Below are 24889 nucleotides of genomic sequence, written 5' to 3' on the forward strand. Positions count from 1 at the left end.
CGTCCTTTGGCTGACGGCCCGGTCCGGCTGCGTTCAGTGCCGTGAGAAACGCTTGCGTTCCGACGGACCGAACAGGATCACGTCGTAGGGCGCCGCCGTGTCGGAGACCTCCATGCCCGGCGAACCGGCTGGCATGCCGGGAACGGCGAACCCCGTCGCCGCAGGGCGTTCACGCAGCAGGCGCCGTATGTCCCCGGCCGGCACGTGCCCCTCGATGATGTATCCGTCGATGACCGCCGTATGGCAGGAGTAGAGGTCTTCGGGCACGCCGAACTGCGCCTTGACCGGCGTCGGGTCGTCCCGGAGCCGTTCGTTCACTGTAAAGCCCGCCAGACGCATATGCTCGATCCATCCTCCGCAGCAGCCGCAGTCCGGGGAGCGGAAGACGTCGACCGCCGGCGGCGCGGCCAGTGCGAAAAATGCAAGGCCACAGGCAATCGGGACGGCAAGATTGATCGACACGACGCCGAGCAGCACGCGGCGGGTGAGTTTGCCCATGGGTGATCTCCTCTTTCGTTTCCATGGCCGGGCCTCGCCACGGCGCGGCCATGGCGAGGTTCGCGGAGATGTTCGTCAGAAGACATTCATGACGACGATCGTCAGCAGTGCCATTACCAGACGCGAGACGGCGTAGCCCGTCGCATAGCCGATGACCGGCACGTTGCTCTTCGCCTCCTGCTGGAGGGCGCCGAGGGCGGCGGTCGTGGAGCGCGCGCCTGCGCAGGCGCCGAGCATGATCGCGGGGTGGAACTTGAACACGTAGTGTCCAAGCAGCAAGCCCACGACGAGCGGCATCAGCGTCACCAGCGTGCCGGCGAAGAACAGCGTCAACCCGTATTGCTGGATGCCGCCCACGAAACCGAGCGCCGCGTTGAGGCCGATGCAGGCGATGAAGCCGTTGAGGCCGACGTTGTTGAACACCCAGATGGCAGGACCGGGAATGAAGCCGAAGGTGCGCATGGTCGAGCGCAGATAGCCGCAGATGATGCCCGCCACGATGGCGCCGACGGCGGTGCCGAGCGACAGCGGAATGCCTCCGATATGGATCGTGATCGCGCCGATCAGGCTGCCGACCACGATGCCGAAAGCCATGAAGGCCATGTCGGAACGCTCCACCGGACGGTCGGCGTACCCCATTTCCTTGGCGATCTTGGCGACGTCCGCCTTGGCGCCGAGGATGGTCAGCACGTCGCCGCGGTGGACTTCCATCTCCTCCCGCATCGGCATCACGGTGTCGGAGCGGGTCAGCTTGAGCAGGAACACGCCGCGGCCCGGCTCGCCGAACAGGGTGCGGATGACCTCGCCGAGCGTCCTGTTGGCGTAGGCCTTGTTGGTGACGACGAGATCGAGCTGTTCGGTGGAGAAGTCGAGCAGCGCGACGTCCTTGAGTTCCGGCCCGAAATCGTCCCGGTAGGCCAGCAAGGCGCCGAGACCGCCGGAGACGGCCAGAATGGCCCCTTCGGTCAGCACGGTATCGCGCGTGCACTCCACGATCGCCTCATCCCGGCCCGCGCGCATACGGCGGATGAAGATCTCGTTGTTGAACATCTTTTCGACCTGCTCGACGGTCTTGCCCAGAAGCGCGCTGTTGGCGAGCTGCAGGGCGCGGGCGGAGTATTCGCGATAGGCCGTCGTGCCGATCCTGGCGCCGCCGTTGGCGCGCTCGTAATCCGCGCTGACCTTGGCGAGATCGAAGCCGAGCAGCCTCGGCGCGATGTTGGCCAGCAGCACGGCCGAGCCGATGGTGCCGAAAGGATAGGTCACCGCGTAGGCGACCGGCAACAACGCCAGGGACGCTCTCAGGTCCGCCTCCGCAAGGCCGGACTGGTTCATCAGATCCGCGGCGACGCCGAGCACGGTTGAGTTGGTATAGCCGCCCGACAGCAGACCCGCCGTGAGCGCGGCATTGTAGCCGAGGAGCTTGCCGAGCACGATCGCGGTCGCAGTACCGACGAGGCAAAGAATGATCGCGAAAACGACCTGAGGCAAGCCATCGCTTTTCATGGCACGGATGAACTGCGGGCCAACCGCGTAACCGACCGCGAACAGGAACATCGCGAAGAAGGTGGACTGGAGCACGGTCGGCAGCGTGATGCCGATCTGCCCGACCAGCAGCCCCGCCAGCAGCGTGCTTGTGACGACACCAAGGCTGAACTTGCCGAGACGGACGTTTCCGAACATGAAGCCGATGCCGATCGTCAGGAAGAGCGCAATCTCCGGGTACTTTTGGATGGTTGTGACGAAGTAACTCATGACGGATCCTTCGGAATGCCCGGCCGAGACGGTTCGTATTGTCTCGACCGGACGAAGAAGACGCTCAGTAGGTCGGGTTGTAGAGCAGGTTCTCGATCCACGACCGGATTTCGGGAGGCCGCTCAACCGTGGCAAGGCCGGAATCGAACATGTATTCGACGATGCGCGTGGCTGTGGTGATCTCCGTTTCCATGATCTGGTCCTGGCTCGGATAGAGCATGCCCTTGGCCTGGAGCGACGGGCCGATCTGATCGGCCGTTGCGTGGGCGGCGACGATGAAGCACTCGTCGTTCAGTCGGGTCGGACGCGCGGCGTAGGTCGCAAGGCCGATGGCCGGGTAGATGTAGAAATTGTTGGCCTGTCCCGGGCGATAGGTCTTGCCCTCATAGACGAACTCGTCGAACTGAACGCCGGCCGCGAACAGCGCTTTGCCCTTCGAGTAGGTGTAGGCCTGTTCCGCCGTACATTCCGCCTTGTGGGTGGGGTTGGAGAGGGCGAAGATGATGGGCCGGGGCGTGTGCCGCGCCATGGTTTCGATGACTTCCCGCGTGAAGGCGCCGGCCTTGGTCGACACGCCGATCAGCACGGTCGGCCTGAAGCGCTCCACCACGTCGATGAAGTTCTTGGAGGGCGCCTCGTCCTGCGCCCACGGCTTCTGCGCGTCCGTGAGGTCCGTGCGCGAGGATTCGATGAGGCCGTTGACGTCGAACAGGCGGATGCGCTTGCGGGCTTCCTCCGCCGAAAGTCCCAGGGTCTGCAGCTCGGCGGCGATCAGCTTGGAGATGCCGAGACCGGCGGAACCGGCGCCGAGGAACAGGATCCGCTGATCCTGCAGCTTGCCGCCCGCCTGCTTCAGGCCGGCGGAGATGCCCGCCAGAGCGACGGCGGCCGTGCCCTGGATGTCGTCGTTGTAACACAGGACCTTGTCCTTGTAGCGGTCCAGCATGCGGATGGCGTCGGTGCCCTTCCAGTCCTCGAAGTGGACGCAGCAGCCCGGGAACACCTCGTTGACGGCCTCGATGAACTCTTCCGTCAGCTCGTCGAGTTCCTTTTCCGGCAGCGGCGCCTCGCGGGTGCCGAGGTAGAACGGGTCGGCGCGCAGGTGCTCGTTCGTCGTGCCGATATCGAAAAGGACTGGCAGCAGAACCTGCGGGGGAACGGCGGCGCAAGCGGTGTAGAGCTGCAGCTTGCCGATCGGGATACCCATGCCGTTGGCACCGATGTCGCCGAGGCCGAGGATGCGGCCGCCCGTCGACACGCAGACGAAACGCACGTCCCGTTGCGGCCAGTTACGCAGCACGTCCGCGATGCGGCCCTTCATGTGGCGGGTGATGTACATGCCGCGCGGGCGGCGATAAAGGTTGCCGAAGGCTTCGCAGGCATCGGCGACCGTGGGATCGTAGAGGATCGGGATGAAGCGCTTGGGGTCGGACATGACGGTCTTGTAGAAGACCGTCTCGTTGCGCGCCTCGAGATCCATGAGATAGTTGTACTGGTCCAGATCGTCCTTCAGGCGGCCGAGGTGATCGAGAACGCGCTCGACCTGCCGGTCGAGCGTTTCAACCGCGTGCGGCAGCAGCCCCTCCAGCCCGAGCTGGTGGCGCTCCTCGCGGGTGTAGGCGGTGCCCTTGTTCTGGACGGGATCGTGCAGCAACGTCAATCCGATGTCATTGCTGTCCTGGCTCAGTTCCGCGTTGGTGACGGTGATTGCAGCCATTATTGAACTTCCTCTCCTGTGCGTGTCCGCGAGCCGCGACGTCCACCGCCGGGCTCGCCTACACCTTTGCAACGCGGGTGCCAGGATGAGATTTTCTATCAAACTATTGATAAATAAAGATTATTTTAAATTATTAGCCGAATGCTCTCCGGCATTCGGCCGATTTCCCGAAAATCGCCGTTTTCCGGTTTTCGGGTATCCGACCACGGCGCTTCCGCGGGCCGTCCGCGGGCCGATAAATGGCTGCGGGAGGATGGAAAAAGGGAAAAATCCGCGCCAGGAGCAGGTCTGCGGGTCAACATGTCGCAGGGATGCCGTTGCCGGTTGGCAGCGGCTTGGAAAACAAAAGGCCGCGCCGCCCCGGGTTCGGGGGCGGCGCGGCCGCGGCATGTTCCGGACGGACGGTGGCTCTCAGGTCTCGCGGATGCGAATGTCGTACTTGCGGATCTTGTCGAACAGCGTGGTCTTGGCAATCATCATGGCTTCTGCGGTCCGGGAGATGTTTCCGTTGTTGCGCTTCAGCTCCTCCTGGATGAGGCTGCGCTCGAAGCTTTCGACGGCGGCTGTCAGCGAGATGGGGCCGGAGCCGGCCTCGCTGCCGGGTCCGGATTTGAGGCCGAGGAGAAAACGTTCCGCCTGATTGCGCAACTCGCGTACGTTGCCCGGCCAGTTATGGGCCATCAGGTCGAGGATTACCTGTTCCCTGATCGGCGGCGGCTCGCGATTGAGGCGCAGGGCAGCCTGATCGACGAAGTGCTCGAACAGCAGCGGAATGTCTTCGCGCCGGTTGCGAAGCGGCGGCAGCTCGATACTGGCGATGTTCAGCCGGAAATGCAGATCGCTGCGGAACTTGCCCTCCACGGAAAGCTGCAGCAGATCGGCCTTGGTGGCGGCGATGACGCGGAAGTCGACGGGAATGACCTTGTTGGAGCCGAGCCGCTCGACGACGCGCTCCTGCAGCACGCGCAGCAGCTTCACCTGCATGGACATCGGCATGCTCTCGATCTCGTCGAGGAACAGCGTCCCCCTGTTGGCGTATTCGACCTTGCCGATGCGCTGCTTGGTCGCGCCGGAGAAAGCCCCGGCCTCGTGGCCGAAGATCTCGCTCTCGAACAGCGTTTCGGGAAGGCCCCCGCAGTTGAGCGCCACGAAAGGTCCCTTGCGGCCGGAAAGATCGTGCAGGTATCGGGCGATCAGCTCCTTGCCGGTGCCGGTCTCACCGAGGATCATGACATCGGTCGGCACAGCCGCCAGTTCCTGAACCAGTTCGCGCAGCTCCACGATCGCCTGCGAGGTGCCGACGATGCGGCTTTCGATGTCGCCCATGGCCGCGAGCTGCCGGCGCAGCCGCCGGACTTCCATCGCCAGCCGCCGCTTCTCCAGCGCCCGCTGCACGACGCTGGCGAAATGTTGCGACGCGAACGGCTTCTCGATGAAATCATAGGCGCCGTCGCGCATCGCCTGCACGGCCGTCGCGATGTCGCCGTGTCCCGTGATCATGATGACGGGCAGATCCGGGTCCTTGTCCTTGAGCTGGGCAAAATAGCTCAGGCCGTCCATGCCCGGCAGGTTGATGTCCGAAACGATGATGCCGGGAAAGTCGCGCATCGGCGCCCTCGGCACATTTTCCACCGCCTCGTAGCCGATGGCCTTGATGTTGTGGAGGGCCAGCGCCTGCAGGCAGCCGAGCCGCACGTCCTCGTCGTCCTCGATCACCAGCACGTCATGATCAAGCATTGTCCTTCTCCGGGGTGTTGGCGAGGGGCATCGTGATCCGGAAAACCGCGCCGCCCGCAGGGCGATTGGCTGCCGTCAGGTCTCCGCCGAAGCGGCGGACAATGTCTTGCGATATGGCGAGCCCGAGGCCAAGGCCGTTCGTTTTCTTGGTTGAGAAAAAGGGCATGAAGAGCTTTTCGATGACCGTTGCGCTAAGCCCGTGACCATTGTCCGCGACCTCGATGACCGCCCGGTTGCCGTCTACCCGGGCGGCGATCCCGATACAAGGCTCGCCGTTCCCCTGCAGCGCATCCATGGCGTTGCTGATGAGGTTGACCAGAACCTGTTCGAGACGCACGGCATCGCCGAGGACCTTGATCGGGGCTTCCGGCCGGCGGACATCGATGCGCACTTTCTCTTTCTGGATGCGGTGATTGAGCAGCGCCACGGCGCGTTCGACGGAACGCTCGACATCCACGCTGCCGACCTCCCCATCCGTGCGCCGGGCGAAAGAGCGCAGCTGTCCTGTCAGCACGCCCATGCGGTGGACGAGATCGCAGATGCGCTGGAGGTTGTGGCGCACCGTGCCCAGGTCGTTGAGTTCGAGGAAGCGCACGGCGTTCTCCGACAGGGTGGAAAGCGCCGCCAGCGGCTGGTTGATTTCATGCGCCAGCCCCGCCGAGAGCTGGCCGATTACCGCTAGGTTTTCCGTCCGTATCATCTCTTCCTGAAAATCCTTCAGCCGCTGGACGGCCTGTATGCGCTCGGCCACCTCCCGCCGCAGGTCCTCGTTGGCCGCGCGCAGTTGCCGGTTGCGGTCCTCGAACTGATCCTTAAGTCGCGTATAGGCCTCCTGCAGCGCATCGCGCGTCAGCAGACGCTCCCGGATGACCAGTCGCCGCTGATTGAAGATATAGAGGCTCAGGGCGACCACGACGACGATGATCGCGGCGATCGTCGCGGGCAGGGCGGCCTTGCGGGCGATCCCGGAATAGTCGGAAAGGACCGTCAGCGTCATCGAGACGTTCGGCAGGAAGCGTGAGCCCGCAAGGTATGTCCGGGTGCGCGATCCTTCCGTTATCGATACGAACCGGCTGCCGTCGCTCGCCAGGCTGTCCGTTCTCCAGTCGAGAGCTTCCAGAATGTGCCGGTTATACTGCTGCGTCTGGTTGAATTGCTCGATCTTGCCCGGCTCGATCGGCCCGAGGCTGAGATATTTCCAGTCCGCGCGAGAGGAGAGCAGGACGATGTTATTGGTGTCGCTCACCACCATCAGCGGATCGTTGCCGATCAGCCAGTCCTGCTCGATGCGCTCCAGATCGATCTTGACAGCCACCACGCCGACGCGGTGACCATCCCTCTCCACCGCCGTGGCGAGATAATAGCCGGCAAGATTGTCGGTGGTTCCGATGCCGTAATAGCCTGTCACGCTCCCTTGCCTCGCGATCTGGAAGTAGGGCCGATAGGAGACGTCGCGCCCCACGAAGCTGTTCTTCTCTCCTCCGTTGCTGGCTGCGATCATGGTGCCGCTCGTATCGATCAGGAAGATTCCCACGGTGCCGGCGGCCTCGTTTATCCGGGCAAGATACGCATTCATGTCCGCCACGGCGCCCGCGCGGTCGCGCGAGAGCAGGAACGCACCTGTCTGCTCGTGGGCCGCGATCGCCAGCGGCAGGATGTTGAACTTATCGATTTCATGCTCCAGACGGGCGATCGACTGGCGCAGGCGTTCTTCGCCGAGCACCTTCAGGTCGGCGAACTCCCTGCGCTCCGACCAGACGAAGGTCGCGGCGAAGCAGAGGATCACCAGCAGCGCCGTGACCAGTGCGAATATCAGCGTGCCCCTTCGGCGGTGGCGCAGTATGCACTCCTTCTCGCCGAAGGCGCCCGGGTCCAGCGGATAGTCGTCGAATTGATGGCACGCGATGCTGCAACGTCCCGCATAGCGGCACGGGATCGTCCGCGCGTTGCGTGCGGCGGTATCCTGACCGTCGTTGATTGCTGTTGCCGTCATCGTGGTTCACCTGTCCTGTCCTTTTCAGGCTCTGGCCGCCCGAAGCAGTCCTGGCATATCGCCTGTTTGCGGGAGATCGCATCACCCGTCTTCAGCCGGCGCTCGATCAATATTCAGCAAAACGGATGCCACTCGGGCACGGCGGCCTTCTGCCTTGTTCTGCTGGCTTTTTTCGGGCGACGGATTCTGCGCGTTCGGATTTCCGACTGTCACGCCGGCGGCGGTGTTCGGAAACCCGAACGATCCTGCTGCCGCGGCACGGACGGAGCCGGGATAAATCCCCGCGTACAATGAATTGAGAAAAACTCCAGCCTTGGCACGGCGCTTGCGACGCCTCCGAAGAAGACATGGCCGACCTCTGTGCGCCTGTCGGTCAACGGAATCGGGGAGTTTCCTTCTCATGTCAGATCGTATTCGCTTGAGCATAGACGGCCGGGAACTGACGGTGGAACCGCCTCTGTCCCTGCTGCAGGCCGCGACGGCGGACGGCACGCCCCTGACCTCCAATGTGGGCTGCATGGGGCAGGGCGTTTGCGGGGCGTGCCGCTGTCTGGTGCGCCGGGAAGGCGAAAGGGAGGTCTCCACAGTGCTGGCCTGCGAAACCAGCGCGGAAAACGGCATGCAGGTCAGCTTCATCGACTATTTCACCCCGCACAGGCCGCATGTTTACGACATTGCCGGCATCACCGATAGCTGGCGCATCGCGGACGCGGTGAGGGATGTCTTTCCCGAGGCGGACCATTGCCGCCATTGCGGCGGATGCGACAGGGCCTGTCCGAAAGGGCTTGAGGTGCAACGCGGCGTGGCGCTGGCGGCGGCCGGCAATCTGGCGGGGGCAGCCGATATCTTCGACCAGTGCGTGATGTGCAATCTCTGCACGCTCGCCTGTCCGGAGCACATCTGGCCGAACCATCTGGGCCTCATGGTGCGCCGCGCCGTGACGGCGCTCGGCCTGCGCCCCTCCGATCTCATCGCGCGGCTCGCCGAAATCGAGCGCGGCCAGCAGCCGATCGATTTCTCCGGCCGGGACGATCACGACGCAGCCGCTGGCGCGGCGCGGAAAGGTTGACATCATGATATCCGCAATCGCTTTCGAGCAGGCGATGGCGTCGCTGGTCCGCGACGCCGATCCGGTGTTGCGTCCCGATCCGCTGTCGCGGGAGGAACTGCTGGAAGCCTATCATCCCGACGCCGGGCCGGAGGCGCGCGTATCGCTCAGGGTCGGTCCCAACAGGGGCGATCCCTGCCATCCTGCGCTGGCGCGCGTCGTGGAAGGCGATGCGCTGATTGGCGACGTCGACCTCGCCGCAATCGCGCCCATGAGCACGGACGTTCTGGTGGTCGGCGGCGGTGGCGCGGGCGCGGCCGCCGCGCTTTCGGCGCGCGCCGCCGGGGCCGAGGTCGTGGTCGCGGCCAAGCTGCGCATCGGCGACAGCAACACGGTGATGGCCGAGGGCGGCATACAGGCGGCTGTGGGAGAAGACGACAGCCTGCAACGCCATTTCGACGACACGATGAGAGGCGGCCACCATGCGGCCGATCCCGCACTCGTGGCGCGGCTCGCCGGCGACGGGCCGGATGTCGTCCGCTGGCTGATCGGGCTCGGCGTCGATTTCGACCTCGCCGAGGGGGCTGCCCCTGGCGCGCGCCTCATGCGCAAACGCGCCGGCGGCACAACGGCCGCGCGTATCCTGAGTCACCGCGATTTCACCGGTCTGGAGATCATGCGCGTGCTGCGCGAGGCGGTGGAACTCGACCGCGGCGTGACGGTGCTCAACCGGTCTCCCGCCATCGAGTTGCTGTCGGACGAATATGGCCGTTGTGCGGGCGCGGTGCTCTACGATCTCGAACACCGCGTCTTCAAGCTGGTGCGCGCCGGCGCCGTCATACTGGCGACGGGCGGGGCGGGGCGCCTGCACCTGACGGGCTTCGCCACATCGAACCACTATGGGGCGACTGCCGATGGTCTGGCGCTGGCCTATCGCATTGGCGCGCGGCTGCGGGAGGTCGATTCGTTCCAGTATCATCCGACCGGAGTGGCCCATCCGCCGCATCTTGCCGGCGGGCTGATCTCCGAAGCGGTGCGTTCGGTCGGCGCCAGGCTGATCAACGGGCTGGGCGAACGCTTCATCGATGAGCTGGCGCCGCGAGACGTGGTGACAGCCGCCATCCTGCGGGAATGCGCGCAAGGCCGCGGCGTCGGGCGTGACGGATCGGTCGGCGTGTTTCTCGATACGCCGGGGCTGCTGAAAGAGCGGCCGCAACTCCTCGACAAGCAGCTCGTCTCGCTGAAGCACCTTGCTCACCGTTGCGGTGTCGATCCGTGCGTCGATCCGCTGCTCGTCTATCCGACCCTGCATTACCAGAACGGGGGCGTGGCGATCGACGGGAACGGCGCCACCAGCGTCGAGGGCCTTTACTGCGCCGGCGAGGTGGCGGGGGGTGTTCACGGTCGCAACCGCCTGATGGGCAACGCGCTGCTCGACATTTTCGTCTTCGGCAGGCGCGCCGGCGCGGCGGCGGCCGGTCAGGCGGGCACGCCCCTCGCCCACGGGCGGATCGGCCTAGGGCATGTACAGCGGTGGCGGCGTGAACTGACCCGCGCCGGCGTGACCGGCGGGTCGCTCTCTCCCGTTCTTTATCCGGCCTACGGCAATTTCGAACTGCGCAGCCATATGGCGGCTGGTGGAAAAGGTTGAAGATCATGGCAGGGCTCAATTCGGTTCTTCTCGATCCGGCGATCGGGGTTGGCGCGAACCTCGCCGCCTGGACGAGCGCGGGAGGCGGCGAGGGGCTCGCGCGGGCGCTGGACCGACCGCAGGACATCATCCCCACGCTGCGGGCGGCGGACCTGCGGGGCATGGGTGGTGCCGGCTTTCCCACTTGGCGCAAATGGACGGCGGCGGCCGAGATGGCGGACGGCGAGAAGTACGTCGTATGCAACGGCAACGAGGATGAGCCGGGGACGTTCAAGGACCGCTACCTTCTGCGGCGGACGCCACATCAGGTCATCGAAGGCGCGTTGATCGCGGCTGTGGCCATCCGCGCCGGCACAGTGATCTTCTACATCAATCCCCGCCAGGCGGAGAGCATCGAGGCCATGCGCCATGCGGTGGCCGAGTGGACGGACAGCGGCCTGCTGACCGAGGTGGAGCGTGTCGTGGGACGGAATGTGCGGCTGTCGGTGGCGCCGAGTTCAGGGCGCTACATCGGCGGGGAGGAGTCGGCGGTCGTACGCTGGCTGAACGGAAGCTTCCCGTTTCCGCGCCGCAAGCCGCCGTTTCCTTTTGAAAAAGGTGTCAACGACCGCCCGACGCTGATCAACAACACGGAGACCCTCGCCAACGTCCCGCATATCCTGAAGAACGGCGCGGACTGGTACCGCAATCTCGGCATTGGCGGCGCGAGCGGCACCAAGCTGTTCTCCCTCTCGGGGGATGTGCTCGAACCCGGCCTCTATGAATTGCCGATGGGCACCGGTCTCCAGGAACTGATCTTCACCCACGGTGGGGGCATGCTGGGCGGCCGGGCCTTCAAGGCGGTTTTCACCGGCGGGCCGTCCAACACGCTGCTGACGGCGCGCGATCTCGACGTGCCGCTCGATTTCGATTCGGTGCGCAGCCGTCAGTCCCGCCTGGGTACGGGGGCCATGATCGTTATTTCGGAAGGCACCAGCATCGTGCGCAAGGTCGCCGAATATGTCGAGTTCTTCGCCAATGGCTCGTGCGGGCAATGCCCGCCGTGCAAATGCGGCACCTTCCAGATGGCGCGCCTGCTCGACCGCATTGCGACCGGGCGGGGCACGGAGGCGGACAGGCGGGCGCTCGGCCATCTCTGCCTCATCCTGCCGGGCAGCGGGCGGTGCGCGCTGATCGATGGCGCGGTCACGGTGGTGCAAAGCTCCCTCCAGACATTTCCGGAGGAATATGCGACGCCCGGCGTCTGAGCCCGCCGGCATGTCACTTCCCCAATCTTTCGGCACGATGCGATGACGCAAGGGAATGCCTGATATGATCGTTTCTTCTTCCACGGATTACCGGGAAGCCGCACAGCGGCGTTTGCCGCCCTTCCTGTTCCACTATATCGACGGCGGTGCCTATGCGGAACAGACCTTGCGGCGCAACGTCGGGGACCTTTCCGCGCTGGCGCTCCGGCAGCGCGTGCTGAAGAGCGTCGGCGAGGTCGATCTCTCGACGGAGGTGTTCGGCGAGGCGTTCGCCATGCCGGTGGCGCTCGGGCCCGTGGGCCTGACGGGCATGTATGCCCGCCGGGGAGAGGTGCTGGCCGCGCGTGCCGCGGAGGCGAAGGGGCTGCCCTTCACGCTGTCCACCGTTTCCGTCTGCTCCCTGGAGGAAGTGCAGGGCCGCAGCGCACGGCCGATATGGTTCCAGCTTTACGTGCTGAAGGATCGCGGCTTCATGAAGAACGTGCTGGACCGGGCGTGGGCGGCCGGCATCCGTACGCTCGTCTTCACCGTCGACATGCCGGTTCCCGGCGCCCGATACCGCGATGCCCATTCTGGCATGTCGGGGCCGAACGCAGCGGCCCGGCGCCTGCTGCAGGCTTTCACGCATCCCGTTTGGGCCTGCGATGTCGGGCTTCTCGGACGGCCGCACGATCTGGGCAATGTATCGGCCTATCGCAACCGGAAAACCCGGCTGGAGGACTACGTCGGCTGGCTCGGCGCCAACTTCGATCCCTCGATCGGCTGGAGCGACCTGCAATGGATCAGGGATTTCTGGAAGGGCCCGATGATCATCAAGGGAATTCTCGACCCGGAGGACGCGCGCGACGCGGTGCGTTTCGGCGCTGACGGCATCGTCGTGTCGAACCATGGAGGACGCCAGCTCGATGGCGTCCTGTCCAGCGTTCGCGCCCTTCCGGCGATCGCCGACACCGTTGCCGGCGATCTGGCCGTGCTTGCCGACTCGGGCGTGCGCTCGGGCCTCGACGTCGTCCGGATGCTGGCGCAGGGGGCGAACGCCGTTCTTCTCGGCCGCGCTTTCGTATACGCACTGGCGGCGGCCGGCCAGAAAGGGGTCGAGAACCTCCTCGATATCTTCGCCCGCGAAATGCGGGTGGCGATGACGCTTACCGGAGCGCGCTCGATAAGGGAAATAACACGTGACAGCGTCGTGCGCGAGCTGGAGAAACCGGCCTGACCGGACCAGGACGGACGGTTGCCGAGGATGTACGGGCGGGCCGGCGAGAAGCCGGCCTCGTCGTTTGCGGGCAGCCGGCGGCTGGCTCAACCCTGTCCCGAACCGGGCGTGCGGAAAACCGGAAAACGCGCCGGGACCAGTTACGGATTACCGGACAGGATCGGCGGCGGTGAGGCATTAATTCGCGGAAAATCCATGTTTTTCAAATGATTATAACATTGGCATGCGGCTTGCGAACGAAGTCATGCAGAAGAAGTCCCGTTCATCGGGACAGCGATGGCCGAGGGAGAAGCCGGTGTTGATATCGCAAACCGCCAAACCGATACGCAAACAGCCGTTCTATCGGCACCTCTATGCACAGGTGATACTTGCGATCGTCGCGGGCATCACCCTCGGCCATTTCTGGCCCGAGGCGGGAACGGCCATGAAGCCCTTGGGCGACGCCTTCATCAAGCTGGTGAAGATGATCATCGTGCCGGTCATCTTCCTCACCGTATCCACCGGCATCGGCAGCATGAGCGACCTCGGGAAGGTTGGCCGGGTCGTGGGCAAATCCATGGTCTACTTCCTGTTCTTTTCGACCTTGGCGCTGATGATCGGACTTTGTGTCGGCAACATCGCGCAGCCGGGCGCGGGGCTCAACATCGACCCGGCGACGCTCGACGGCGCGGCGGTGCAGGGTTACGCCGACCATGCCCACGAGAGCACGCTGGTGGGTTTTCTGTTGAGCATCATTCCCAACACCATGATGGGGGCCTTCTCCGAGGGAAACATCCTGCAGGTGCTGTTCATCGCCGTGCTTTTCGGCCTTGCGCTCGCCTCGGCGGGCGAACCGGGGAAACCAGTTCTGGAATTCCTTCAGGCTGTGACGGCGCCGATCTTCAAGCTCGTCTCGATCCTGATGAACGCCGCGCCCATCGGCGCTTTCGGCGGCATGGCCTTTACCGTCGGGCAATACGGTGTCGGTTCGATCGCGAACCTCGTCAAGCTGGTGATCGCGTTTTACTTCACGGCTTTTTTCTTCGTCGTGGTCGTCCTTGGCGCCGTCGCGCGGTTTAACGGCTTTTCGATTTTTTCGCTGCTCCGCTACATCAAGGAGGAACTGCTGGTTGTGCTTGGCACGAGTTCGTCCGAGGCGGCGCTTCCGAGCCTGATGCAGAAGATGGAGGCGGCCGGGGCGACGAAGTCCGTCGTCGGTCTCGTCATCCCCACGGGCTATTCCTTCAATCTCGACGGCACCAACATCTACATGACCATGGCGGTGCTGTTCATCGCGCAGGCGGTCGGGATAGACCTTTCGCTCGGGGAACAGGTCGTGCTGCTGCTCGTGGCCATGCTGAGTTCGAAAGGCGCGGCCGGCATCACGGGCGCGGGTTTCATCACGCTCGCCGCGACGCTTTCAGTCGTGCCCTCCGTCCCGGTCGCGGGCATGGCCCTGATCCTCGGCGTCGATCGCTTCATGTCCGAATGTCGCGCGCTGACGAACCTCGTCGGCAACGCGGTGGCGTGTCTCGTTGTGGCGCGCTGGGAAGGCGAACTGGACGAGGACAGGTTGCGCGCCGCGCTGAGCGGCAACGCAGGGGCCGGCTCTTCCTCTCCGCAGCAGCCGGAGACAGCTTCCGAATGACGACGCATGAATGACGACGCGGGGCGAACGCTTCCAGCGATACGCCCGGCGAAAAATCATCGATCCCCAGACACACATTCAGACACAGGCTGAAGATGGAATTCCGACAGTTACGCGCTTTCGTCGAGGTCATCCGTCAGGGCGGGTTTTCTCACGCCGCCAGGACGGTGCTCGCCACCCAGTCAGCCGTCAGCAAGGCTGTGAGACAGCTTGAGAACGAGATTGGCACGCCGCTGCTCAACCGGATCGGGCACCGCAGCGAACTCACCATAGCCGGGGAGGTGGTCTATCGCCGTGGTGCGAAGCTGCTCGCCGACCGCGACGATCTCCTTGCCGAACTCGATGAAATCCGTGGCCTCAAGCGTGGCGTCCTGAGGCTTGGCCTGTCACCGCTGGGCAGCGGCGCGCTGTTGGCGCCGCTTCTGGCCGTCTATCGTCAGCGTTGTCCGAAAATCGAGATACGGCTCATCGAGCATGACAGCGATCATCTCGAAGAAATTCTGCGAGAGGGCCGCATGGACTTCGCCTGTCTGCCGTTATCGGCTTCGGAAGATCTGGACTGGGAGTCTGTCCGCAGCGAGCCCCTGATGGCGGTATTGCCTGCAAACCATCGTCTTGCCGCCAGGCCGGCGATCTCGCTTGCTGATCTCAGGGATGCGCCATTCATCCTTTTCGACAGCGGCGCAGACCTGCAGCAAACCATCGTTGAAGCCTGCAGAAATTCGGGGTTCGAGCCGAACGTCGTGACGCGCAGCAGCCAGATCGAGTTCATGATCGAACTGGTCGCTGCCGGGCTGGGGGTTGCTGTGCTGCCCCGCCTTGTCGCCTCCGCGAGGTGGAACGTGGCGGTGCGTCATGTCTTGCTCGAAGCGCCCGACATGGAATGGAACATGGCGATCGCCTGGCGACGGGGCACCTATCTTTCGGACGCAGCAAAAATGTGGCTCAGACTGGTACGAGAGGCGCGCGGCGGGCCGGAATGATCGGGCGCCGCGATGTCGGTCAGTCCATCGTCGGTTTCCCCAGGCCAAGCGCCGCGAGGAGGTCAACGGCTTCCGGTTTGCCGATGGCGAATTTCAGCCCGGCCGTCAGCGGCACATTATCCCACCCGAACGTCGCGCGGGCGCCGAGGGCGATCAGGATCGGCCAGGCGGCCATCACGTCCCAGCTTGAATCGCCCATCGCGAGGTAAACGTCGGCCTCTCCGGTCGCGACTTCCATCATCGCCATGGTGGCGGAGTTGCAGGAGCGAATCATCAGCCGCGCGTCGCGCATCAGAAAGCGCAGGACCTCGATCTGCTCATCGACCGGCGCGCCGCTGTCGAGGCCCACGCCGATTGAGCCGCGATCAGGCGCAAAAGGCGTCAATGGTGCCAGGAGTGCGCCATTCAGCGTCGGGGCGCTCCCTTTCCCTCCGGCGAGCATCGTGCCGCGAACCGGGGCATGGATAACCCCGAGCACGGGGCAGCCGTTTTCAAAAAGGCCGATGGAAACGGCCCACTGATCTCCGCCGCGCACGAAATTGAACGTGCCATCGATCGGATCGACCACCCAGATGCGGCGGCTTCCGCCTGTCTGGCCGCCGCTTTCCTCGCCGAAGAGACCGTCATCGGGAAAGGCCGCGCGCAGCCGGCTGGCGATCAGGCTTTCCACGGCCCTGTCTGCCTCGGTAACGAGGTTGAGATGAGCCTTCGAGGTGACCGGCAGGCTGCCTCGCTTTTCGAAATGATCGAGGGCGAGCCTGCCTGCTTCCTCCGCGATGGCTACAATTCTCTCCAGCATTTTCGTCTCCGTTCGCCCAGGTGCAGGAGGGCTGCGCGACAAGCGCACCCGACAAAAGCTGGCGCCAGTAAGCAGCGTAATCTAACAACCAAATGACAATCATATTATTATTCATACCATATGGGCAATTCTGCCAACATGTTGGAAAAAGCGTCAAACTTGCCGTTTATCGTCGTCTGGAGCGGCTTTGGACAAGCATGCAGCGGTGGCCTGCCGGCGGCGGCGATGGAACCGTTCCAGCGTTAATTCAACGAATGCGGATCAGGAAATGACACGGGAATCTTTTGCGACCTACCCAAGCCTCAAGGAAAAAAGTGTTTTCATCACGGGAGGCGGAAGCGGTATCGGCGAAAGCCTCGTCATGCACTTTTCGGCCCAGGGCGCGCGGGTCGCCTTCGTCGACATCGCGGAGGATGCCTCACGGGCCGTTGTCGAGCATGCCGCGGATACCGGCTGCTCGCGACCGCTCTTCATTCACTGCGATTTGCGCGATATCGACGCATTGAGGGCGGCCATCGGCGAAGCCAGCGCCGCGCATGGCGCCATTCGGGTGCTCTGCAACAACGCGGGCAATGACGACCGGCACGCAACGGAAACGGTAGACGTTGCCTATTGGGACGACCGCATGGCTGTGAACGTCCGTCATCAGTTTTTCGCCGCTCAAGCCGTTGTGCCCGGGATGCGGCTGGCGGGTGGGGGCTCGATCATCAACTTCGGCTCCATTACCTGGATCGTCGGCGACCCCGATTGTCCTGCGTATGTCACTGCCAAGGCCGCGATTTATGGCATGACCCGTGCGCTGGCCCGCGAGTTCGGCCCCGCGAACATCCGTGTAAACTGTCTGGTGCCCGGCTGGGTCATGACCGAACGGCAAATGCGGTTATGGGTGAACGAAGCCGGCGAGCGCCAGATCGCGGAACGGCAATGCCTGACGACGCGGTTGCAGCCGTCGGATATTGCCCGCATGGCGCTTTTCCTGGCGGCCGACGACAGCCGTATGTGCACAAGCCAGCAATTCATCGTTGATGGCGGCTGGGTCTGACGGCAGCCCGCCCGTCGCCGCCTTCGTCGACGGCGGCTGTGAAGCGCATCTCAAGCCAGATGGCGGGGGACCCTATCCATGGTCACTAACAGCCTCCGGAGCGCGTTCCGATCAGATGGAAGCATCTGATCGATCAGAATTCGCTCAAAATAGGGAATCGAAAATCTGTCCTGTTTCAACGTAAACAGGACAGATTCTAGACCCCGCTTCGCGCTCCCAGCCCCCGCTCCACGTCGGCCTCCGCGTTGTCCAGCAGTTCGAGAAGTGCTTCCCGCACTCCCTTGGAGTCGCGCGCCTCGATGCAATCGATCACGCGGCGATGAAGCGGCAGTGATGGGCGTTGCCCGTAGGGATTGGCGTTCGACAGATGAAAACTGATGATAACAGCCGCCTTGGTGAGAGTGCCGAGAGAGCCGATGAGTTCGTTGCCGGTCATTCGCAGGATGAGCTGATGGAACGCCAGATCCGGTTCCGCGAAGCGTTCCCCGTCATCGGCATATTGCTCCATGAGAGCAAAATGTTCTTTCAGTTCAGCGATCTGGGCTGCGCTCGCCCGCTGGGCGGCCAATTCCCCCGCCGCCGGCTCGATCGCGCGCCGCAGTTCGAAAAGCGCGCGCGCATCGGCGATATCGACCGTCGAGCCATAACGCCAGGCGAGAATGTCGGGATCAAGGAAGTTCCACTCGCTACGGGGGCGAACACGTGTGCCCGTTCGGGGGCGGGACTCGACCATGCCCTTTCCGGCCAGCACCCTGATGACCTCGCGCATGACGGTGCGGCTGACGTTGTGGGCCGCGCTCCAGTCCTCGACATTCGGCAACGGCGCACCGGGCTGCAGTTCACCACGCAGAATACGCTGTCCGAGTTGATTGAGGAGCGATGCGTGCAGGCTCATTCCTGGCAGGTAGGTTGCTCTTGCAGACTGTAAGGGCATGCGCTTGGGTCCGATCGCCTATTAAATAATATGATATCTATCATAATGTAATTTAGCACCCTGACAAACGGAAGATAGTTTTTCACGACGACAAGCGACATGGGCCTCTTGAGCCGCTTCGCACCTCGCTTCCGTGACGTGATTGAGTGATATGCCGATGGCGTAGATCTCCTCCCGGTGGCCTGGGCGATGCGTCGTTCGCGTTCGAACAGCCCGCGCTCGTCGAGCTTCCGGCCCCCCTCATGACAACGTGCAGATGGTGGGCTGGAAGATCATATTCAGAAGGGCGCCGTGAGGCGCCCTTCCGGTTGACGACATCCATGCGGATCGTCAGACGAAGAGGAAATCGTCGCTCTGCAGGCTCGCGAGCTGGACGCCCGTGAGCGTCACGGTGTTGTCGGCGTCGAGGGTGAACACCGTGTCGGTGCCCACCTGCCGGGCTGCCGCAATCGCCGTGGCGTAATCCGCGAACACGTCGGTCGAGAACTCAAGGACGTCGGAACTCGCGCCCGTCGTCTTGAAGTCCGTCACCGTGTCCTTGCCGAAGCCGGCCGCAAAAGCGAAGACGTCATGGCCCGAGCCGCCCGTGAGCTTGTCGTCGCCAGCGCCGCCCTCGATCCGGTCCGCGCCCGAACCGCCGTCGACCACGTCGTTGCCCGCGCCGGCGCGGATGACATCGGCGCCGGAGCCGGCGTCGATCACGTCGTTGCCTTCGCCGCCGTCGATCACGTCATCGCCGGAGCCCGCCTTGATCGTGTCATCGCCGAGGCCGCCGTCGATAAGGTCGTCACCCGAACCGCCGTCGATGGTGTCGTTGCCTTCGCCGCCCTTGAGCGTGTCGTTGCCGGCTCCGCCCTTCAGCGTGTCGTTGCCCGCGCCGCCGTCGAAGGAGTCGTCACCGTTGCCGCCGTTGATGATGTCGTCACCGGCCCCGAAGAGCAGATTCTCGATGCCGGTGAAGATGTCGGTGCCGATGCCCTCGCCCGAGACGCGGCCAGCGGCGAAGTCGACCGAGACCGGACCCGTCGCCTCGGAGAGGTCGAGCGTGTCGAAGCCCTCACCGCCATTGATGAGGTCATCGCCGGCACCGGCCAGGATGATGTCGTCGCCGGCACCGCCGTTCAGCTGGTCGTTACCCGCCCCGCCGTCGAGGCGGTCGTCGCCGGCGCCGCCGTCGAGCTGATCGTCACCCGCCCCGCCGGCGAGCACGTCGTTGCCCGCGCCGCCGAGAAGCTGATCGTCGCCTTCGCCGCCGTCGAGGCTGTCGTCACCCTCGCCACCGTCGAGCTGGTCATCGCCAGCCCCGCCGAGGAGCGCGTCGCTGCCGATGCCGGCGGCAAGCTGGTCGTCGCCGTCACCGCCATCGAGGCTGTCGTCGCCGTCGCCGCCGACGAGCACATCATCGCCGGTGCCGCCGAGAAGCACGTCGTCGCCCGCGCCGCCGTTGAGGAGGTCGTCGCCCACGCCGCCGACAAGCCGGTTGGCTTCGTCGTTGCCGATCAGGGTATCGTTGCCCGCACCGCCGATGACGTTCTCGATAGCGACGAGTTCGTCCTCGCCGGTGTCGTCGCCGTGGGCTTCGCCGGCTGTGAGGTCAACCGTCACGCCCGCGGTGTCGGCCGAGTAGTCGGCCGTGTCGATGTCTTCGCCGCCATCGAGCAGGTCGTCGCCGTCGCCGCCGGCGAGCACGTCATCGCCGGCGCCGCCGAGAAGTACGTCGTCGCCCGCGCCGCCCTTCAGGGTATCGTTGCCTTCGCCGCCGTCGAGGCTGTCATCGCCTTCGCCGCCGTCAAGGATGTCGTTGCCGGCAAGCCCCAGAATGGTGTCGTCTCCGTCGCCGCCATGGAGGGCATCGATACCGACGGTGCCCGTCAGCTCGTCGTCGCCCGTCGTGGCATCGGTGCTCGTCGTGCTGTTGACGAGCGTCACGCTTGCGCCTTCTTCGGCGACGATGCGCGCATCGTCACCGTTTGCCCCCAGAATGACGAGGCCTTCGAGAACCACGCTGCCGGCGGTCACATGGATCACGGGCGAGTCGCCGCTGCCCTGGATCGTGATGTCGGCCTTGCCATCACCGTCGATGTCGCCGTTGATCGTGAGGTTCTTGGCGATCGCCAGCTCAGCCTCGTCAAGGGTAATGACCTTGCCGGCCAGGGAAGCGTCGAAGGTGATCACGTCGCCGGGATTGGCATTGGTGATTGCTTCGCGCAGTGAAATCGTGAAGTCGTAATTGTTGTCGCTCTCGCCGTTCGTGTTGACGGTCCAGGTGTGATACGGCGCGACTTCCGGAAGGGACGGGTCGCGGTCGAGCGTGTAGTCGAACAGGCGCGTATAGGTGTAGACGTTCTCGTCGCCATCCGGCTCGACGATCATTTCCACCACAATATGCAGGCTGCCGTCGGCCCGCTGCACGATCTCGATCCCTTCGACCTCGTAATCGGCGTCCTCGGGAACGGGAAGCTGGAACAGTTCCTCGACGTGGCCGGTTGCCAGATCGACGCTATAGACCGAACGGGTGTTGTTGTCCGCGGCCATGTAGAGCTTGCCGTCATGGACCTTGGCGCCCTGGACGTTCTTGAGGCTCTGGTCCATCTCAAGCGTACCGACGAAGCTCCAGTCGCTGAGATTGTAGATGTTGATGGTGTTGCCGTTCCGCCATTCCTTGCCGTAGCCGACGCCGTTTTCGCCATCGACGGCGACGAACGTCGCGACGTCGTTGCGCAGGTTGGTCGGCGCACCGTAGAGCGCGTGAAGCTGGCCGGTATAACTGAGGTCGGAGGCGTTGAAGACGGCGACGTAACCGTTCTGGTAGCCTCCGGCCGCGCTGTCCAAGGCTACGTAAATGTGTCCGTTATAATAGTCGATGTCCCCGATATGATCGAGGCCCATGTCATAGAGTTCCCGCGGAATGCCGGTGGAGATCTCCTCGGTTACCGGATTGAGCGAACCGGTGGTCTGCAGGAATTCGAGGTTCTCCGTCAGGCGCGCCATGCCGTGCTGCCAGGTGGCAATCCATTCATTGGCATCGCCGTTCCAGACCAGGCCCTGGGTGAAACGAAGCCCGGCAAGATCGTCGACGTAGTTCATGTCGGTGAAGCCATCGAGGCTCCACGCGGAAGAGGTAGCAGCGTTTTCTGTCACGGAAGTGGTCATTTGTCGTTCCTTAACGCAAGGCGATCAGAAGCTTGCATCAGCCCCCGCTCCCGAAAGAGCGGCGTTGAAAAACCTGCCCGCGGGGAAGGGCCGCAGGCGAATTGTCCCGGGAATGACGGCTATCGGCGCGCTCTCCAGTCGTCGGCGTTTCATTTGCCACCCGGAGGTGACGCGGAGATGACAATTCCTAATATGATATTATTATTCGCCAAACGTATCTATTGCTGAGGACGGCCGAGCGTTTTTTTCATCCTGCCAACCTGGTTTCCCTTGGCGCCGAATGCGGTCGATGCCGGTCGTATCGGCGAGGACCGGCGACGCAGCGGGCGCGGAAATCACCGGTCAGCCGACTTGGCGAGGTTTTGTCAGGGGGCTTTATGGCAAACTCATATCCCGGCGCCACGGCCGCCTCGCGCTTGCGGCAGCGGACACCTTCAGGCAGTCAAGCCCGTGGGGCGCTTGAGCAAAGCCCACACGCGAGCAGTCGAAGACCGGGAGTGTTGGTATAAGCTCACGCTTCCGGGGAAAGCAGTGCTCCAGGTTACGACGATACAGAAATTGAAACTCTTCCCCACTCAACCATAAAAAGCATAGCCAATCAGGATACGCAGACACGGTATCACGATATATGAATCTTAGCCTGTTCGAGAGCGTGGCCATCAGGCAAAAGATATCCAAATATTATGCATCTGCCGCGTATCGGATACCCGGATGCCTGTGTCTTGCGCAGATATTACGTCGCTATTGCAGCAATAAGCCTGGACTATTTGTGGCGTGGCGAGTGCTCGCGGATACTTTTGACATAAACGCGGCCCGTCTCACGATGCGGATGGCCTGCTAATGATCGAAGACGCAATAAACGTCTGAAACAAAGGGGAAGTCTCGGATGAAACGCATTCTTGCCTCTGTACTCGTCAGTCTCGTTGCACTCGGAGGCGTTGTCGGAGGAGCCGTGGCCGACCCGGTCCGCGGCGGGCGCGCCAATGTCGTGATCCAGCCTGAGCCGCCCAGCCTGATGCTGGGGCTGTTCCAGAACACCCCCACCCAGATGGTTGCGGGGAATATCTATGAAGGCCTGCTGCGCTACGATACGAAATTGAACGCGATGCCGTCGCTGGCCCGTAGCTGGACTGTTTCAGAGGACGGCCTGACCTACACCTTCTCCCTGCAGGAGGGCGTGAAATGGCATGATGGCAAGCCCTTCACCGCGGCGGACGTGGTGTTCTCGGCGGACGTCTTCCTGCGCGAGCGGCACCCCCGCTTCCGCGCCGTGCTGGCTCATGTCGAGGCTATCACGGCACCGGACGACAACACCGTGGTCTTCAAACTGAAGAGCGCCTTCGGCCCCTTCCTCAATGCCTTCGAGGTCGGCTCGATGCCGATCGTGCCGAAGCACATCTACGAAGGCACCGATTTCAACGCGAATCCCGCAAATAACAGGCCGATCGGCACCGGCCCCTTCAAGTTCGCCGAATGGGTCAAGGGTTCCTACATCAAGCTGGTCAGGAATGACGAGTACTGGGATAAGGGAAAGCCTTATCTGGATGAAGTATATTGGCACGTGATTCCGGATGCGGCCTCGCGCGCCGTTGCCTTCGAGACCGGCAAGGTCGATATCCTTCCCGGTGGCGCAATCGAGAACTTCGATGTGCCGCGCGTGTCGGCGCTGGACAACACCTGCATCACCGAAGCCGGCTGGGAGTTCTTCGGCCCGCAGTCGTGGGTGTGGCTGAACAATCGCCGGGGGCCGACCGCCAGCAAGGAATTCCGGCAGGCGCTGATGTATGCGATTGACCGCGACTTCATCCGCGACGCCCTGTGGAACGGCATCGGCAAGGTCTCTACCGGGCCGTTCGCGCAGTCGACGAAGTATTACGACGGCTCCATAGCGCCTTATTCCTACGATCCGAAAAAGGCGCGGGAGCTGGTCGCGGCGTCCGGCTACAAGGGCGAAGTCCTGAACTTCGTTCCCATGCCCTATGGCGAGACCTGGCAGCGCGTGGCCGAGGTCATCCGGCAGAACCTCGCCGACGTCGGCGTGAACGTCGAACTCGTGGCGACGGATGTGGCCGGCTGGAACAAACGGTTGTCGGACTGGGACTTCGATCTGGCGACCACCTATCTCTACCAGTATGGCGACCCGGCGCTCGGCGTGTCGCGTACCTATGTCTCCGACAACATCGCCAAGGGGTCGCCCTGGAACAACGTCGAGGGCTACGCCAATCCAGAGGTTGACGCTCTCTTCGGGAAGGGCGCGGGCACCATCGATCAGGGCCAGCGCAGCGCGGCCTACACCGAGGTCCAGAAGAAGCTCGTCGAGGACGTGCCCGTCGCCTGGCTTCTGGACATGAGCTTTCCCACGATCACCCGCTGCAACGTCAAGGACCTGGTCACCACCGGCATCGGCCTGAACGACGGCTTCAAGAACGCCTACATCGAGAAGTGACCCGATGGCCCCGGCGGCAGTGCTGCCGGGGCATCCCGTTTCCGGTCCGGTCCGAGGTTTTCCAAGATGAAGATCATCACCCGCATCGCCGGGCGAGCGGCCAAGGCTGCCATCGTGCTGCTGGCCATTCTTGTCCTGAATTTTCTGCTGATCCATGCCGCGCCCGGCGATCCGGCCACTGTCATGGCGGGTGAGGCGGGCGCCACGGATGCGCTTTTTCTGCAGCAACTGCGCGAGAAGTTCGGCCTGGATCAGCCGCTTTATATACAGCTATGGACTTATGTGGCCGATGTCGCGCGGCTCGATCTGGGCTTTTCCTATCGCCAGCAGATGCCGGTGCTCGACCTGATCCTCGACCGGCTGCCGGCGACGCTGCTGCTGACGGGCACCGCATTCGTCATATCGATCATCGTCGGCGTTCTGGCGGGCGTGGTCGCCGCCTCCCGTGCCGGCACGTGGTTCGACACGCTCATCTCGACGCTGGCGCTGCTTTTCTACGCGACGCCACTCTTCTGGGCCGCTCTGATGGGCGTGCTGCTGTTTTCGGTGGCGCTCGGCTGGCTGCCGCCGTTCGGCTTCCAGACGGTGGGCGCGGACTACACGGGCATGGCGAAGGTGCTGGATATAGCGCGGCATCTGGCGTTGCCGGCGATCTCGCTCGGGCTGTTCTTCACGGCGGTCTATTCGCGGATGACGCGCGCCTCGATGCTGGAAGTCTCACAGATGGATTTCGTCAAGACGGCGCGCGCCAAGGGGTTGTCGCCGTCGGTCATCCAGCGCCGCCACATCCTGCGCAACGCGCTGCTGCCGATCGTGACCCTCGCCGGCCTTCAGGCGGGGCAGCTTGTCGGCGGCGCGGTGCTGACGGAGACAGTCTTCGCCTGGCCCGGCATCGGGCGGCTGATGTTCGAGGCCCTGACGCAACGTGACTACAACGTGCTTCTGGGCGTGTTCTTCGTCTCGGCCGCGATGGTGATCCTGTTCAACGTGATCACCGACGTCATCTACGGGATCGTCGATCCCCGTATCCGCGCTCAGTAATG

At 63.7% G+C, this 24889-nt stretch carries 17 protein-coding genes; 9 read left to right on the forward strand and 8 right to left on the reverse strand.

The features are described 5' to 3' along the window. Positions 1-33 precede the first annotated feature (33 nt). The 5 genes from FHS82_RS13315 to FHS82_RS13335 all read right to left on the reverse strand — a co-directional run bounded on the left by FHS82_RS13315 (position 34) and on the right by FHS82_RS13335 (position 7700). Positions 34-498: a DUF411 domain-containing protein gene (locus FHS82_RS13315; protein ID WP_166953631.1), complete on the reverse strand. Its 465-nt coding sequence runs from the start codon at positions 496-498 to the stop codon at positions 34-36. Positions 499-573: 75 nt separating this feature from the next. Next, complete coding sequence (locus tag FHS82_RS13320; protein ID WP_166953633.1) at positions 574-2253, reverse strand: aspartate:alanine exchanger family transporter; 1680 nt, start codon at positions 2251-2253, stop codon at positions 574-576. A gap of 64 nt (positions 2254-2317) precedes the next feature. Then, on the reverse strand, positions 2318-3970 hold the full coding sequence (locus FHS82_RS13325; protein WP_166953635.1) for an NAD-dependent malic enzyme: 1653 nt from the start codon (positions 3968-3970) through the stop codon (positions 2318-2320). A gap of 411 nt (positions 3971-4381) precedes the next feature. Then, the gene (locus FHS82_RS13330; protein ID WP_166953637.1) at positions 4382-5707 is read right to left on the reverse strand and encodes a sigma-54-dependent transcriptional regulator; all 1326 of its coding nucleotides are present in this window, start codon (positions 5705-5707) and stop codon (positions 4382-4384) included. After that, a complete protein-coding gene (locus FHS82_RS13335; RefSeq protein ID WP_166953639.1) occupies positions 5700-7700 on the reverse strand; it encodes an ATP-binding protein in 2001 nt (666 codons plus the stop codon). The genes FHS82_RS13330 and FHS82_RS13335 overlap by 8 nt, the downstream gene beginning before the upstream one ends. Positions 7701-8100: 400 nt before the next feature. On the opposite strand from FHS82_RS13335, the gene FHS82_RS13340 reads away from it, so the two are divergent. The 6 genes from FHS82_RS13340 (at position 8101) to FHS82_RS13365 (ending at position 15472) form a co-directional block, all read left to right on the forward strand. Further along, positions 8101-8769, forward strand: a complete 669-nt coding sequence (locus tag FHS82_RS13340; protein WP_166953641.1) for a 4Fe-4S dicluster domain-containing protein — start codon at positions 8101-8103, stop codon at positions 8767-8769. A 4-nt stretch (positions 8770-8773) separates the two neighbouring features. Next, positions 8774-10399 (forward strand): FAD-binding protein, encoded by a 1626-nt coding sequence (locus FHS82_RS13345; RefSeq protein ID WP_166953643.1) that lies wholly within the window; start codon positions 8774-8776, stop codon positions 10397-10399. 5 nt (positions 10400-10404) lie between these two features. Next, positions 10405-11646 carry a complex I 51 kDa subunit family protein gene (locus FHS82_RS13350; protein WP_166953645.1) on the forward strand — a complete coding sequence of 414 codons (1242 nt, stop codon included), beginning with the start codon at positions 10405-10407 and terminating at the stop codon, positions 11644-11646. 64 nt (positions 11647-11710) lie between these two features. Beyond that, complete coding sequence (lldD, locus tag FHS82_RS13355) at positions 11711-12862, forward strand: FMN-dependent L-lactate dehydrogenase LldD (protein ID WP_166953646.1); 1152 nt, start codon at positions 11711-11713, stop codon at positions 12860-12862. 295 nt (positions 12863-13157) lie between these two features. Continuing rightward, on the forward strand, positions 13158-14489 hold the full coding sequence (locus FHS82_RS13360; RefSeq protein ID WP_343042577.1) for a dicarboxylate/amino acid:cation symporter: 1332 nt from the start codon (positions 13158-13160) through the stop codon (positions 14487-14489). A gap of 95 nt (positions 14490-14584) precedes the next feature. Continuing rightward, entirely contained in the window at positions 14585-15472 is an 888-nt protein-coding gene (locus FHS82_RS13365; RefSeq protein WP_166953650.1) for a LysR family transcriptional regulator, read from the forward strand. 19 nt (positions 15473-15491) lie between these two features. Here the strand turns inward: FHS82_RS13365 and FHS82_RS13370 are convergent, their stop codons facing one another. After that, positions 15492-16271, reverse strand: a complete 780-nt coding sequence (locus tag FHS82_RS13370) for an inositol monophosphatase family protein (protein WP_166953652.1) — start codon at positions 16269-16271, stop codon at positions 15492-15494. Positions 16272-16539: 268 nt separating this feature from the next. Here FHS82_RS13370 and FHS82_RS13375 point away from each other — a divergent pair, with 268 nt between their 5' ends. Next, positions 16540-17313: an SDR family NAD(P)-dependent oxidoreductase gene (locus FHS82_RS13375; protein ID WP_166953919.1), complete on the forward strand. Its 774-nt coding sequence runs from the start codon at positions 16540-16542 to the stop codon at positions 17311-17313. 196 nt (positions 17314-17509) lie between these two features. Here FHS82_RS13375 and FHS82_RS13380 read toward each other — a convergent pair whose 3' ends face one another. Together FHS82_RS13380 and FHS82_RS13385 are read right to left on the reverse strand one after the other, a co-directional pair. Continuing rightward, positions 17510-18247: a FadR/GntR family transcriptional regulator gene (locus FHS82_RS13380; RefSeq protein ID WP_166953654.1), complete on the reverse strand. Its 738-nt coding sequence runs from the start codon at positions 18245-18247 to the stop codon at positions 17510-17512. 330 nt (positions 18248-18577) lie between these two features. Further along, a complete protein-coding gene (locus FHS82_RS13385; protein WP_208394236.1) occupies positions 18578-21400 on the reverse strand; it encodes a calcium-binding protein in 2823 nt (940 codons plus the stop codon). 886 nt (positions 21401-22286) lie between these two features. Here FHS82_RS13385 and FHS82_RS13390 point away from each other — a divergent pair. Further along, the gene (locus FHS82_RS13390) at positions 22287-23846 is read left to right on the forward strand and encodes an ABC transporter substrate-binding protein (protein ID WP_166953656.1); all 1560 of its coding nucleotides are present in this window, start codon (positions 22287-22289) and stop codon (positions 23844-23846) included. A gap of 66 nt (positions 23847-23912) precedes the next feature. Next, a complete protein-coding gene (locus tag FHS82_RS13395) occupies positions 23913-24887 on the forward strand; it encodes an ABC transporter permease (RefSeq protein WP_166953658.1) in 975 nt (324 codons plus the stop codon). Positions 24888-24889 lie beyond the last annotated feature (2 nt).

This window comes from Pseudochelatococcus lubricantis (assembly GCF_011762225.1).
GTDB lineage: Bacteria > Pseudomonadota > Alphaproteobacteria > Rhizobiales > Beijerinckiaceae > Pseudochelatococcus > Pseudochelatococcus lubricantis.